This is a genomic window from Olleya sp. KJ81-1 (assembly GCF_055808135.1).
Map to the genome: position 1 here is coordinate 2,189,658 of NZ_CM147854.1, position 12,793 is coordinate 2,202,450.

At 33.3% G+C, this 12,793-nt stretch carries 12 protein-coding genes; 1 reads left to right on the top strand and 11 read right to left on the bottom strand.

Translation table 11 applies throughout. The features are described from left to right. Positions 1-711: 711 nt before the first annotated feature. Complete coding sequence (locus AC0L3M_RS10410) at positions 712-1,890, top strand: acyl-CoA dehydrogenase family protein (RefSeq protein ID WP_145004032.1); 1,179 nt, start codon at positions 712-714, stop codon at positions 1,888-1,890. A 255-nt stretch (positions 1,891-2,145) separates the two neighbouring features. Here AC0L3M_RS10410 and AC0L3M_RS10415 read toward each other — a convergent pair whose 3' ends face one another. The 11 genes from AC0L3M_RS10415 to AC0L3M_RS10465 all read right to left on the bottom strand — a co-directional run bounded on the left by AC0L3M_RS10415 (position 2,146) and on the right by AC0L3M_RS10465 (position 12,751). Next, complete coding sequence (locus tag AC0L3M_RS10415; RefSeq protein WP_292948008.1) at positions 2,146-2,697, bottom strand: outer membrane beta-barrel protein; 552 nt, start codon at positions 2,695-2,697, stop codon at positions 2,146-2,148. A gap of 89 nt (positions 2,698-2,786) precedes the next feature. Continuing rightward, positions 2,787-5,147, bottom strand: a complete 2,361-nt coding sequence (locus tag AC0L3M_RS10420) for a polysaccharide biosynthesis tyrosine autokinase (RefSeq protein WP_473430695.1) — start codon at positions 5,145-5,147, stop codon at positions 2,787-2,789. A gap of 7 nt (positions 5,148-5,154) precedes the next feature. Further along, positions 5,155-5,940 carry a polysaccharide biosynthesis/export family protein gene (locus tag AC0L3M_RS10425; protein ID WP_473430696.1) on the bottom strand — a complete coding sequence of 262 codons (786 nt, stop codon included), beginning with the start codon at positions 5,938-5,940 and terminating at the stop codon, positions 5,155-5,157. Between the two features lie 359 nt (positions 5,941-6,299). After that, complete coding sequence (locus AC0L3M_RS10430; RefSeq protein WP_473430697.1) at positions 6,300-7,055, bottom strand: glycosyltransferase family 2 protein; 756 nt, start codon at positions 7,053-7,055, stop codon at positions 6,300-6,302. Positions 7,056-7,058: 3 nt separating this feature from the next. Next, the gene (locus AC0L3M_RS10435; RefSeq protein WP_473430698.1) at positions 7,059-8,006 is read right to left on the bottom strand and encodes a UDP-glucuronic acid decarboxylase family protein; all 948 of its coding nucleotides are present in this window, start codon (positions 8,004-8,006) and stop codon (positions 7,059-7,061) included. Then, a complete protein-coding gene (locus tag AC0L3M_RS10440) occupies positions 8,006-8,614 on the bottom strand; it encodes a glycosyltransferase family protein (protein ID WP_473430699.1) in 609 nt (202 codons plus the stop codon). Before AC0L3M_RS10440 ends, AC0L3M_RS10435 begins: the two co-directional genes overlap by 1 nt. After that, positions 8,572-8,823 (bottom strand): glycosyltransferase, encoded by a 252-nt coding sequence (locus AC0L3M_RS10445; RefSeq protein ID WP_473430700.1) that lies wholly within the window; start codon positions 8,821-8,823, stop codon positions 8,572-8,574. Before AC0L3M_RS10445 ends, AC0L3M_RS10440 begins: the two co-directional genes overlap by 43 nt. 1 nt (position 8,824) lies before the next feature. Continuing rightward, entirely contained in the window at positions 8,825-9,391 is a 567-nt protein-coding gene (locus AC0L3M_RS10450; RefSeq protein ID WP_473430701.1) for an acyltransferase, read from the bottom strand. A gap of 5 nt (positions 9,392-9,396) precedes the next feature. Then, positions 9,397-10,521 carry a glycosyltransferase family 4 protein gene (locus AC0L3M_RS10455; protein WP_473430702.1) on the bottom strand — a complete coding sequence of 375 codons (1,125 nt, stop codon included), beginning with the start codon at positions 10,519-10,521 and terminating at the stop codon, positions 9,397-9,399. Continuing rightward, the gene (locus AC0L3M_RS10460) at positions 10,521-11,675 is read right to left on the bottom strand and encodes a glycosyltransferase (RefSeq protein ID WP_473430703.1); all 1,155 of its coding nucleotides are present in this window, start codon (positions 11,673-11,675) and stop codon (positions 10,521-10,523) included. Before AC0L3M_RS10460 ends, AC0L3M_RS10455 begins: the two co-directional genes overlap by 1 nt. A 20-nt stretch (positions 11,676-11,695) precedes the next feature. After that, entirely contained in the window at positions 11,696-12,751 is a 1,056-nt protein-coding gene (locus tag AC0L3M_RS10465) for a glycosyltransferase (RefSeq protein WP_473430704.1), read from the bottom strand. Positions 12,752-12,793 lie beyond the last annotated feature (42 nt).

The window sequence follows — 12,793 nt, forward strand, 5'->3', positions numbered from 1 at the left end:
AGGGTGACATTTTTTTTGCTATTTGTGACATTGGTATTGCTATTAAACTTTGAAATGTTGTGGAAAATATTCTAAAAAAAGTAATTATTTACTCGATTTTTTCTTGATTATTTAGGTTTTGACTTTTTTAGTTGAGATCCTGAAACTAGTTCAGGATGACGTGTTTGCGTGGCTTTGTTTTGCTATTGTGGTTTGGTGGTTGGATTGAGACCCTTCAACTGCGCTCAGGGTGACATTGGGTTTGCTAATTGTGACATTGGTTTTGCTATTAAACTTTGGAATGTTGTGGAAAATATTCTAAAAAAAGTAATTCTTTACTCGTTTTTTTTCTTGATTATTTAGGTTTTTATTTTTTAGTTGAGATCCTGAAACTCGTTCAGGATGACTTGGTTTGTGTGGCTTTGTTTTGCTATTGGGTTTGGGGTTTGCAAGAGACTCTTCGACTGCGCTCAGGGTGACAATGGTTTTGCTACTTGTGACATTGGTTTTGGTGATTTTTAGAGACCCTTCGACTGCGCTCAGGGTGACATTGGTATTGCTATTCAGTTTTGTTTAAAAATGCTAAATATGTTATTATATACTCGTAAATAAAAGAATTCTTAAAAATTTGCCTTAATTTTTGATATAATATTGTGTTCTGAAAACGATTTCGTTATTTTTGTGATTGAAACAATAAGCTACACGAATAGTTTATTTTTAATACAGACTTAAATGAAACCAGATTTATTTGAAGCGCCAGATTACTATAATCTTGACGAACTTTTAACTGAAGAACATAAATTAGTACGTGATGCTGCTCGTGAATGGGTTAAGCGTGACGTCTCTCCTATTATTGAAGAGTATGCTCAAAAAGCAGAATTCCCGAAGCAAATTGTTAAAGGATTAGCAGATATTGGTGCTTTTGGACCTTATATTCCTGTGGAATATGGTGGTGCAGGTTTAGACCAAATTGCTTATGGTTTAATTATGCAAGAAATAGAACGTGGTGATTCTGGTGTACGTAGTACTGCCTCAGTACAATCGTCGTTAGTAATGTATCCTATTTGGAAATATGGTAACGAGGCACAACGCCAAAAATACTTACCAAAATTAGCTAGTGGAGAATGGATTGGAAGTTTTGGTTTAACTGAGCCTGACCATGGAAGTAATCCTGGAGGCATGGTCACCAACTTTAAAGATATGGGAGACCATTACCTTTTAAATGGTGCAAAAATGTGGATTTCAAATTCGCCATTTTGTAACGTTGCTGTTGTTTGGGCTAAAAATGAAGAAGGACGTATTCACGGTTTAATTGTAGAACGTGGTATGGAAGGTTTTACAACACCTGAAACACATAACAAATGGTCCCTTCGTGCGTCTGCAACAGGCGAGCTTATTTTTGATAACGTTAAAGTACCAAAAGAAAACTTATTACCAAACAAATCTGGATTAGGCGCACCATTAGGTTGCTTAGATTCGGCACGTTTTGGTATTGCTTGGGGAGCAATTGGAGCAGCAATGGATTGCTATGATACTGCTTTAAGATATAGCAAAGAACGTATGCAATTTGGTAAGCCTATTGGACAATTCCAATTACAACAAAAGAAGCTTGCTGAAATGATTACCGAAATTACCAAAGCCCAATTATTAGCTTGGCGACTTGGTGTTATGCGCGAAAATGGTACTGCAACCTCAGCACAAATATCTATGGCGAAACGTAATAATGTAGATATGGCACTAAAAATTGCTAGAGACGCTAGACAAATGTTAGGTGGTATGGGAATTAGTGGTGAGTACAGCATTATGAGACATATGATGAACCTTGAAAGTGTTGTTACTTACGAAGGTACACATGATATCCATTTATTAATTACTGGTTTAGATGTTACTGGATTGAATGCTTTTAAGTAGTAGTTAGATGATAGATGATAGAAAAGATTAACCTTTCATACTTTCAATTTTATATATAAAAAAAGCACGTTATAATGACGTGCTTTTTTTGTTTTTGTACTATATCAATTTTACAATTGCTGTTTCTGTTTGTGCTGCTGTTGCTTTTGGTTTTGATATAGGTTTTTTGGTTGTGATTGTGGTTTCGTTTTAATTTGTGCTAGTGCTTTTGCTTTCTTTTGTTATTAAGATACTATGTTAGCCTGCTTATGCTATCTAAAACCCATCTGTAAATCGCCAGATAACACCAATATTACATTGGTAATAACTACCCACTTCTGGACTGTTATTTTTAACTGCAACGTTAGCACGTCCAGAGATATTAACAGCCATTTTAGGAAACAGCCAATAACTAATACCTAAACCTGGACCAACTATAAACGCGTCTGTATTAGCGTACGTGTATTTTCCTGCTGCCAAAAACACGTATAACTCCTTATAATCTCTTGCTGTATTTGGAATAATATAATAATTAACATCTGCTTGTACTGCAAACAAACTCGCATTGGATTTGGGTGTTTTTAGCGTATTTGTGGACACATTAACACCAATACTCCAATTAGGATCCAACTGATAGTCTACACCTAAATTAAAAGGCGTTGCAAAGTCTAACTTGTCTATTGCCCAAGGTAACCTGCTGTATGGATAGTTATTAATAATGTTGACACCTAAAGCTAGCTTTACGTGTGGTTTGTCTTGTGCTACAGCTTTGTACATGACTAATGTACTAGCTACAGCAATGTGTAGTAATAGCGATTTTATATTCATCAAGTTACTATTTTAACTTAGTTACTATATTGCGCTATTAATAGTTTAGGGAGTTACTTTACAAACCTTTTTAAGGCGTTATTATTGTTTTATTTTTTAAACTGATACCATTTTTTCTTAACCGTTTCGGCATTATAGCCATAACCATAGCCATAATTATAACCATAACCATACGATCCTTTAAAATCAATATCGTTAATGATATAACCCATGTTTTTAATCTTTTTCTGGTCTACTAATTTCTTAGAGTATTCAATTAATGGTTTTTCTGTCACTCCAGATCTCACCACATAAGCTGTATAATCAATACCATCCATAAACGTTAGCGTATCTGCTACTAATAAGGTTGGTGCTGTATCTACAATAATATAATCGTAATGTGCTTTTGCTTCGTTTAAAAACGCCTGGAAACGTGCGCTTGATAACAAAACCGTTGGCATTGGCGGAATTGGACCTGACAATAGTAAATCAAATTGGTTACTATCTGCATCCATATGGACTAAAGTCTCTTGCCAATTACTGGTTTGATTACTTAAATAATTAGATAATCCAGCTTTGTCTTTAGAGCTTCCAATTAAGGTGTGTAATTGAGGATTACGCAAATCTGCACCAACTAATAACACTTTCTTTTTTAAATGAAAATAGGTTTGTGCAATATTAAACGCAACCGTTGTTTTTCCTTCGCCTTTAACCGAAGACGTTAATGCAATAACTTGACCTTGATTTGTCTGTTTGTTATGCAACGTAAAGTTTAGGTTATGGATTAAGGTTCTAAACGCTTCCTCAGTTTGTGTGTTTCCTGAGGTTAATTTTAACGCTTGTTTAGCATTAGGAATTACCGGAATCTCACCAACAATTGCAGTATTTGGGTTAATATTTTCAACATCCTTACTCGTGTAAATTTTAGTATTGGTTAAAAACTTTAAATACAAAATACCGATTGGTAAACCCAGTCCTAATAACAAGGCAGCTAACAATACAATTTTACGTTTTGGAGCTACAGGAATGGAGTTAGTAATCGCGTAATCTATCACTTTTACATTAGCTGCAGTGACAGCCATAGTAATTGCTGCTTCTTCGCGTTTTTGTAATAATAGTAAGTAAAGGTTTTCTTTTAGGATTTGTTGACGCTCTATACTACGCAGTATTTTTTCTTTACTAGGTAAGGTTTTAAAAGACTGTTGTGCTAAGCCTTGTGCACGTTTATTTTGCGATAAGGACTGTTGCAATTGGGTTTTATAACCAGATAATGAGCGTTGTATGTTATTATTTAAATCTGTAATAGACGCTTTTAAAATCTTGACTCTAGGATTATTGTCACCAGCTGTCGCTTTCCATTTGTTATATTCTAACACAGCAGTATTATAATCGCTAACCAAGGTATTTACTGCACCACTATTTAACCCAATATTAGCAGGTAATAATTTTATGTCTTGATTGCTAGCAATGCTTTTATCCAGCACATCTGCTAATAACAATTGGGTTTCGGCTTCAAAAAGTTGTTCGTCTTTAATTGATTTTTTCTGAATCACAGACGCTGCATCAGCTTCAAAAATACTTAAGTTATTGTTTTGTTTGTAGCTACCTTTAGCGACTTCAATCGAGTCCAACTCGGTTGTTAGATACGTAAACCTTTCGTCAATAAACGCGATGGTACGTTTAGACACTTCCTGTCTGTCTGTAATACCATCCTGTGTATAGACTTCAATTAAAGTATTTAAAACCTGTTGTGCTTTTTGCTTGCTTGGATCTTCAAGACTTAATATTAAAATATCACTATCCTTACCATCAGGTGCAATTTTTATGGCTTGTAATAAGTTTTGAGTCGCTTGTGTTTGACTACTAATTTTAACCTCGTACACTGGATTATCATTAGCCACTAAACTTTGTGCATTTGCAGGCTGAATGGTAAACGGAAAATCAACCGTTGGCTTTTCAAAATAAAAGTTTGGGACTTGTAAGGTTGCTTCGGTGTCTAGGTTTAGTAATTTATAACCTTTATCCTGAAGTGTAATTTCAAAAATTAAATCGGCTTCTGGTTTTGCTAATTCTGGTTCAAACACCACTTTAAAAGGTGCGTTAAAGACTTCGGATTTATTAACACGACCAGACTGAAAATACTGCACCTGTAAATTTAATTGATTAACCACTTGTCGGTTTAATCTAAAGGATTGCAATACAGCACGTTCGTTTTCTAGGTTGACGTTACCTTTACCTAACAATTTATCTAAGTCTAGGTTTAAGGCAGTGGATTCTTTTTCCGTTAACACCTTAATTTTAGCAGTAGTTTTGTAGCTATTTGGTGTGTAACGTAAATTTAAAAAGGCTATAATTAAGGCAATTATTCCGCTTAAAGCGATCCAATACCAATAGGCTAAATACTTATTAGCAATCCCTTTTAAGTCTATTTGCTGGTCCTGTGCGTCTTGTTGTTCTAGGTAATTATCCATAGTCTACTTATCTAGTCAATAAAATTATAGCACTTAGTGTTACTGATGCAATTGCCACTATAGTCGTCACATTACCAATGTAACCTGCTGTTTTTACTTTGGCACGATTAGGTTGTACCACTAACACGTCGTTAGGTTTTAGTCTGTATTCTGGATTGTCCATCCAATTGGTGGTGGTCAAATCTATGTGTGTAATTTTACGTGTTGCGTCCACCTCTCTGATTAACAAAATATCGTTACGCTTTCCGTTAATAGTTAAATCGCCAGCATAGCCTAAAGCTTGTGGTACACTAATGTACTGCTCAGTAAAACTAAAGGTTCCAGGACGTTGGACTTCACCTAAAACAGTCACTTTAGCATTAAGTAATCTAACGGTTACAATAGGATTAATTAGGTGACCACCATTTTCTAGTTGTGCTACAATTTGGTTTTCTAGTTGCGAGTTGGTTAGCTGTGTTGCTTTAATTTTACCTAACACTGGTAAGGCTATAAACCCTTCAGGATTTACTAAATACCCTTGTAGTTTTAAAATATCTACGCTATTATTAACAGCAGCTGCGTTTACATTTTTGTTATACGGAATAGCTGCTTCTGGTATGGCAGCACTTATGGTTACTGCTAATATATCGTTAGGCTGAATGGTATTTTCTTGATACTGTACGTTAGTTTGATTGTATTGGTTAGCATCCTGAAAGTATAAAATTTCTTTATTACTAACACAGCTACTTAATGACAAAGCCATAGTTACGACTGTGATGACTTTAACGATGTGATGTTTAAATTTGGGTTGCATACTTATGATTACTATTAGCGATTTTTATCTATTCCACTACTGGTTAGGCAGTTGGTTTTAAACGTCTGACTTATATAATGCGTGACGTTTTGTATTGTTTATTTTGTTTAACGTGTCAAAAATAGTAACAAAATAATAAACTACCACTTTTAAGTGGATTAAAACCATGTATTTTAAGCATTTAAAACCGCTTACTTTTACAGCATTTTTAGCCTGTTTTTTTAATACACTATCCATACACTATCTATACCTTTGCTATACTGTTACTATACCTTTGCTATAAGGCTTCTTTTTTAACCATTTTTGGTTGTGTTATTTGGTTTGCATTTTTGTTATTTAGCGACACTATTTAGCCAACATTATTTAAAAAACTGATTGACTTTAGACAGGTTTTTAAACACAATGGTGTACCAACCACCAACTTTATTGGATGTTACTGCTTTATAGTCTTCTTTAGATTTAATAATAATATTTTTTAAACTACGGTTACTGGCTCCTCCTGCTCTCATTTTGGTAATCACTTCTGGTAAATATCCAAACGTATAACCAGGCGTTTTAAATATGCGTAAAATAAAATCGTAGTCTGCAGCAATTTTATATTTTAAGTTGAAATTACCTTGTTGTGCATACACGTCACGTTTTAAAAATAAGGTAGGATGTGCTGGCATCCATCCTTTTTTAAGCAAGCTAGATTTAAAATTTTGACTCTGCCAATGTCTAATCACTTTGTCTGTATTGGTTTGCGTTACATATTGTAAATCACCATACACACCATCCACGTTTTGGCTATTAAAGGAATTTACAATATTTTGAATGGTATTAGGATTAGCCAACATATCATCCGAATGTACAAAACCAATCACATCACCTGTTGCCAACGCAATCCCTTTATTTAAGGCATCATAAATCCCTTTATCAGCTTCAGATTGAATGACAATATTAGCCTGAGGCGATTTACTTTTAATGTGTTGTGCCATTTCTAGTGTGTTATCTGTGGACTGACCATCGATAATAACATACTCGATATTAGGATAGGATTGTTGCAATACAGACTCCATACAACTTACTATTGTTGCGATACTATTGTATGTTGCTGTTATGATTGAAATTTTCATTGGTTATAAGCCTTTAGCCATTTGTGTTTTAAAATACGCTATAGTTTTAGTTAACCCATCTTCTAACTGTATATTTGGTTCCCAACCATTTAATTTTGCTTTAGCCAAGCTAATATCTGGTTGACGCTGTTTAGGGTCGTCTTGAGGTAAAGGCATAAAGATTAATTTTGATTTAGAATTGGTTAATTTTATAATTGTTTCTGCCAGTTCTAACATGGTAAACTCGTTTGGATTACCCAAGTTAACAGGACCTAAAAAGTCAGGACCAGTATTCATCATTCTAATCATACCTTCCACTAAATCGTCAACATATTGAAACGAACGTGTTTGCAAACCATCACCAAAGATAGTAATATCCTGACCTTGTAAAGCTTGCATAATAAAATTAGACACTACACGACCATCACTAGGATTCATGTTTGGACCATACGTATTAAAAATACGAATGATTTTTATAGCGACTTGATTTTGCAAATGGTAATCCATAAATAAGGTTTCTGCACAACGCTTCCCTTCATCGTAGCATGATCTAATCCCAATTGGATTTACATTTCCCCAATAATCTTCTGTTTGTGGATGCACTTTTGGGTCACCATAAACCTCACTTGTACTAGCTTGCAATACTTTTGCATTAACACGTTTAGCCAAACCTAGCACGTTTACAGCACCAAGCACAGAGGTTTTAATTGTTTTAATTGGATTGTATTGATAATGTACAGGCGACGCAGGACAAGCCAAATTATAGATTTCATCGACCTCAGCAAAGTAAGGATGAGTAACATCGTGACGTACTAACTCAAAATAAGGATTATCTAAAAGGTGTACTATATTTTGTTTTGCTCCAGTAAAATAATTATCTAAACAGATAACATCATTCCCTTCTTTTAATAAGCGTTCACACAAATGTGAACCAACAAATCCAGCTCCTCCAGTAATTAAAATACGTTTCATTATTTTTGTTTTAGTTCTATTATTTTAGTTTGAATTTGAAAAAAGTAATTGGCTTTATATTTAGCCAAGCGAAAACCTGCTTTACCATCTAAAAACCCTAATTTTAGGATAAATGAACCTAAAAAATATACCATTGGTAAGACACCACTATTAATTAATTTATATTTAATTTTTTGGCGTGAGGTTAAATTATTGAATCCTGTTTTTACTAAAAATAAATACCGTTTAGCTTCCCATGAAGAATAGGCATTATGTCTAGCAATGTAATGTTCTAAGCCTTTATAATCTTTATGAATAATGGCACTTGTGATTTTACCAATTGGACCATCAATAATTGGATGCTCATGCACTTCCATATCTAAGTGACTCCATGAGTCTTCCTCAATACGCTCATACTCGCCAGCCTGTTTTTTAAACAAGGCTAATTTTTTCATTTTATCACCATGCTTAAGCTCTTTACCCATAAAATAGTTATTGTAACTTAACCAAAACCCACTGTAATTGTTTTGTTTGATTTTAGTCTCAATCTCAGTTATAAATGGTTGGGTCAAAAACTCATCTGCATCTAAAAATAATACCCAATCATTTTTAATAGGAACATTGCGCAAGGTCCAGTTTCTTTTTTTGGGAATTTACCATCCCAATTAAAGTCAACTATTTTAAAACCAAATTGTTTAGTAATAGCAGGTGTTTTGTCTGTACTTTGAGAATCCACGACAATAACCTCTGAAAATTGATTTAATTTTTCAAGACAATGCGGTAAATTTAACTCCTCATTTTTAACAGAAACGACAACTGTAATAGGTATTTTAGACATACTATTTTATTTCTCTTTGTTTAATAAACTTTGCAGGATTACCACCAACAATTGCCCAAGGTTCTACGTCTTTAGTAACTACAGCACAAGCACCAACAATAGCATTTACGCCAACATGAACGCCTGGCATTATAAAAGCTTTTGCACCAACAAATACATTGTTATCAATAAAAATATCACCAATCATTAAAGGTGAACGCACATCACTAAAATCATGAGTACCATTACAGATATAAGCATATTGTGAAATTGTCACTTTTTCTGCTAAATGTACAATCCCTAGATTATATACTTCGCTGTGAGGACCCAAACAAGATTTATGCTCCATTTTTAATAACCAAGGCACATAAATTTTTGCTGAAGAATAAATAAAAACATCCCAAGTTAATTGTGCTCCAAAAAGTTTTAAAAGAAAAATGCGCCAATATCTACCCATTTTCTTTGGTGAAGGTCTAAACAAAAACAACCATACAACATGCCAAAGACGAATACCTATAACTTCGCTTAATGACCAAGATGAAGTATAAGGATCTTTTTGATTTTCTGATTTATAACTTAATCTAGGCATATTATTTAATTTAATAATTGATTAAAATCCTTTAAATAAAGGTCTGCAATATTTTTATTACTAAAATCTAAAGCAGTTGTTGCTCCATTTTTTGCTAGTTCATGTCTTAAATCATTATCATTTAGTAATAATTTAATTGCATTTTTAAGCTCTAATTCTGGCTGTGCTGCTTTATGGTTAAACACTAAACCATTAATTTTATGTGAAATAAAATCCTTAAAACAAGCTAAATCTGATACGATAGTTGCGCAACCAGTAGCCATAGCTTCTAAAGGTGCGACTCCAAAAGTTTCTCCTTTTTCTGATACTGAAGGATAACAAAACACAGATGCCTTATCAATTTCATTTTTAAGTAAGTTTGCGTCAGACACTGGGTTTATCCAATTAATTTTAAATTTAGTTGCTAAATCATTTAAACTTTTAATATACACATCTCCTCCTCCTCCATTACTTATAGCACGAGGTCCTACAATTGCTAATTCAATGTTTGAATACTCATCACATAACATATTGAAAGCTTTAACCAACAAATCCAATCCCTTTTCTGGATGTACACGACCTGTATATACAATACGAAATAAATCCTTATTCAAGTTTTTGACTTCTGCCACTTTAAACACGTCAGTATTAACAGGATTACTAATCACTTTAGCTAAATGTTTAACTGAAGGTGTTTGCTGTATTAAAGCTTCATATACAGCTGAGGACACGCATGACAATCTATCAATATGTTTAAAAAATTTAAATTGACCTTTAGGAAAACGAGCAACATTATAAACCGTTTTTTTATATTTCCAAAAAAATAACACACATAAAAATGGTGACCAAAATGTATTTAGCACTAAAATATCAGTCTTTTTTAAAGCAGACATTGCTTTAAACGAGTATATAAAATCTAAAACTAAATCCTTTTTAAGTGAACCAGTCCAATCGTAGCCTTTTATATATTTTATTTTAATACCTTCTAAAGTATTAGCTGTTATTTGCTTGTCAAATCTTTTAGACAAAAACGATAGTTCGTGACCTTGTTTGACAATTTCGTTTGCTACATCAAACCAAATTTTCTCAACAGCTCCATAACCATTAGGAGGTATAAAACCAAAGGGACTTGTAATAATTGTTATTTTCATTATTTAATTATGTCTATAAACTCTGGTTTGTTCGTTTTATTTAAAATCCAATCGTACAATGCTAACATCTGTTTTGCAACAGCTTGCATGCTATATTTTTGCTCTATTAATTGTCTACCATTTACTCCCATTTGTTGCAAGTCTTCAGGTGATTTTGCCATCATGCTATTAAGTGCGTCCACTAAAGGTGTGACACCAATACCAATCCATTGTCCACAATTATTAGTATTTAATTCTTCCCAAGGTGCACCTTGTGTGGTTATAACAGGTGTATAACTTGCCAAAGCCTCAGCCACTACAATCCCAAAGTTTTCGCTAAAGGTTGGTAGCACAAACACAGACGCTTCCCTAAATACTTTTGTTTTTTGGTCATCAAACACTGGTGGTTTAATCGTAATTTGATGTTCTAGATTAGCAGCTTTAATTTTTGCTTTTAAGCTTTTAATATACTCTGGTTCACCATTACCATAAATATCAATCACCCAATCTTGTTTTAATTTATTATCTGCTAATTGCCACGCTTCAATTAAATTTTCAATCCCTTTTTTAATATGAATGCGCGATAAAAACAACATACGCTTTGGTTGTATTGCTTTAACAGGAATTTTAGCCGGAAACTGACTGACATTAATTCCGTTTGGTATCATAGCCACAGGATTTTTTAATCCTAAAGCTCTAATACTTTTTACTTCCATAGGAGCAGTCGCGTGTAAACAGGTCGCTTGCTCTAAATCTTTATACTGAAACAGTTTTAAAGCGACTTGTTTTTTAATTTTACCTTGTGACAAAGCCCAAGACTCTAACATGCCTCTTGGTGTAATAATATAAGGCACACCTTTTTGACGTGCTATTTTAGCCATTTGATGCACTGGCATTTGCCATAAGCCATGACCATGTAATAATGTAGTATCAGAATAGTTTAAGGAATTAACCAAGCTTTTAGAACGTTGCAATGTCTCAGCATCATGAAATCTAATCCCACTATTAACTGTATTAAATGACCTCGTTATTGGGTTTTTACTTTTTAAAGTATCTAAACCAATATGCAATGTTGCGTCTATTTCCAACATAGCAGCAATTAAGTGCGTCACACTTCTTGCTGGACCACCAGTTATGATATCTATGGATGTTATTACGTGGTTTATTTTAAGCATTTGATATTTTCCTATTTGTATTATAAGTTAAATAAAGCTGTAGTAAATTCATTTAATATCTTTTCTGGGTTATGGATAGCGTTAAGCTTTTGAGCTTCAAATGAAAATTGCGAGCGTAAATCCTTATTTGACATTAATTTTTTAAGTTTCTCTTCGTATTCTTCGTGATTACCCACATCAATCAAATAACCATTTGCACCATTTATTATCATATCGCTTGGACCTGTCGGACAATTAAAACTAATACATGCCAAACCAGAACACATTGCTTCCAATAAAGAATTAGGAAAACCTTCAGATTTTGATGTAAAGGCAAAAATAGAAGCAGTTGATAAATGCACATCTACATTTTTTTTAAAGCCTAAAAATTTTACACTATTCTCTATTTTTAAATCACGCACTAATGTTTCCAAATAAGGACGCTCATCACCATCGCCTAAGAGGTGTAAAGACCAATTTGTAGTATCCGTTTTTGCAAAAATCTTTATTAAATCATCTACTCCTTTTCCTTTTACCAATCTAGAAGTATTAATAATTATATTCTCTTTTTTAGCATCTTTAATAAGAAACAATTCTCTAATAGGGTTAGGAACGACAATTATATTTTTATTTTTATATTTCTTTTCAAAAACTCTTTTAGCTTCGTCTGTTTGAACAACAAGCGCTTTACAATTTGGAAATAATAATAAATTCAAAATATTATTTATTTTTCCATAAGTTATGTTAGGGTTACTTCTATGAAAAGGAAGCGTTGGAATATTTAAGCCTTTTAATGCCAATATAACGTATGCACTCATTTTACCTGAAAAACTAAGCACAACAGTAGGTTTAAATTTTTTAGTGAATTTACGCAACTTATAAAGAGACAAAGGAGTTAGCCATGGGTTAGCAGCATTATCTTTACCAGAGATCACTTCAATCTCTTTAGGCACATCAAAATAAATAGTATTGCTTGATACTAAAAAAATTTTGACTTCATATCCTAATTGATAAAATGATATCGCAAAATTAAGTGCTGCTCTTTCCATACCTCCTGCTACTAAAGTAGGTACTGTAATCAATATTTTCTTGTTCATCAATTTCCTTTTAACCTATTAGTTTTATTACTATTAATTAAA

Bases quoted from the DNA above. Each gene is read 5' to 3' on its own strand.
- AC0L3M_RS10425 (WP_473430696.1), bottom strand. From the start codon at position 5,940: ATGCAACCCAAATTTAAACATCACATCGTTAAAGTCATCACAGTCGTA.
- AC0L3M_RS10465 (WP_473430704.1), bottom strand. From the start codon at position 12,751: ATGAACAAGAAAATATTGATTACAGTACCTACTTTAGTAGCAGGAGGT.
- AC0L3M_RS10455 (WP_473430702.1), bottom strand. From the start codon at position 10,521: ATGAAAATAACAATTATTACAAGTCCCTTTGGTTTTATACCTCCTAAT.
- AC0L3M_RS10445 (WP_473430700.1), bottom strand. From the start codon at position 8,823: ATGTCTAAAATACCTATTACAGTTGTCGTTTCTGTTAAAAATGAGGAG.
- AC0L3M_RS10430 (WP_473430697.1), bottom strand. From the start codon at position 7,055: ATGAAAATTTCAATCATAACAGCAACATACAATAGTATCGCAACAATA.
- AC0L3M_RS10450 (WP_473430701.1), bottom strand. From the start codon at position 9,391: ATGCCTAGATTAAGTTATAAATCAGAAAATCAAAAAGATCCTTATACT.
- AC0L3M_RS10410 (WP_145004032.1), top strand. From the start codon at position 712: ATGAAACCAGATTTATTTGAAGCGCCAGATTACTATAATCTTGACGAA.
- AC0L3M_RS10460 (WP_473430703.1), bottom strand. From the start codon at position 11,675: ATGCTTAAAATAAACCACGTAATAACATCCATAGATATCATAACTGGT.
- AC0L3M_RS10415 (WP_292948008.1), bottom strand. From the start codon at position 2,697: ATGAATATAAAATCGCTATTACTACACATTGCTGTAGCTAGTACATTA.
- AC0L3M_RS10420 (WP_473430695.1), bottom strand. From the start codon at position 5,147: ATGGATAATTACCTAGAACAACAAGACGCACAGGACCAGCAAATAGAC.
- AC0L3M_RS10435 (WP_473430698.1), bottom strand. From the start codon at position 8,006: ATGAAACGTATTTTAATTACTGGAGGAGCTGGATTTGTTGGTTCACAT.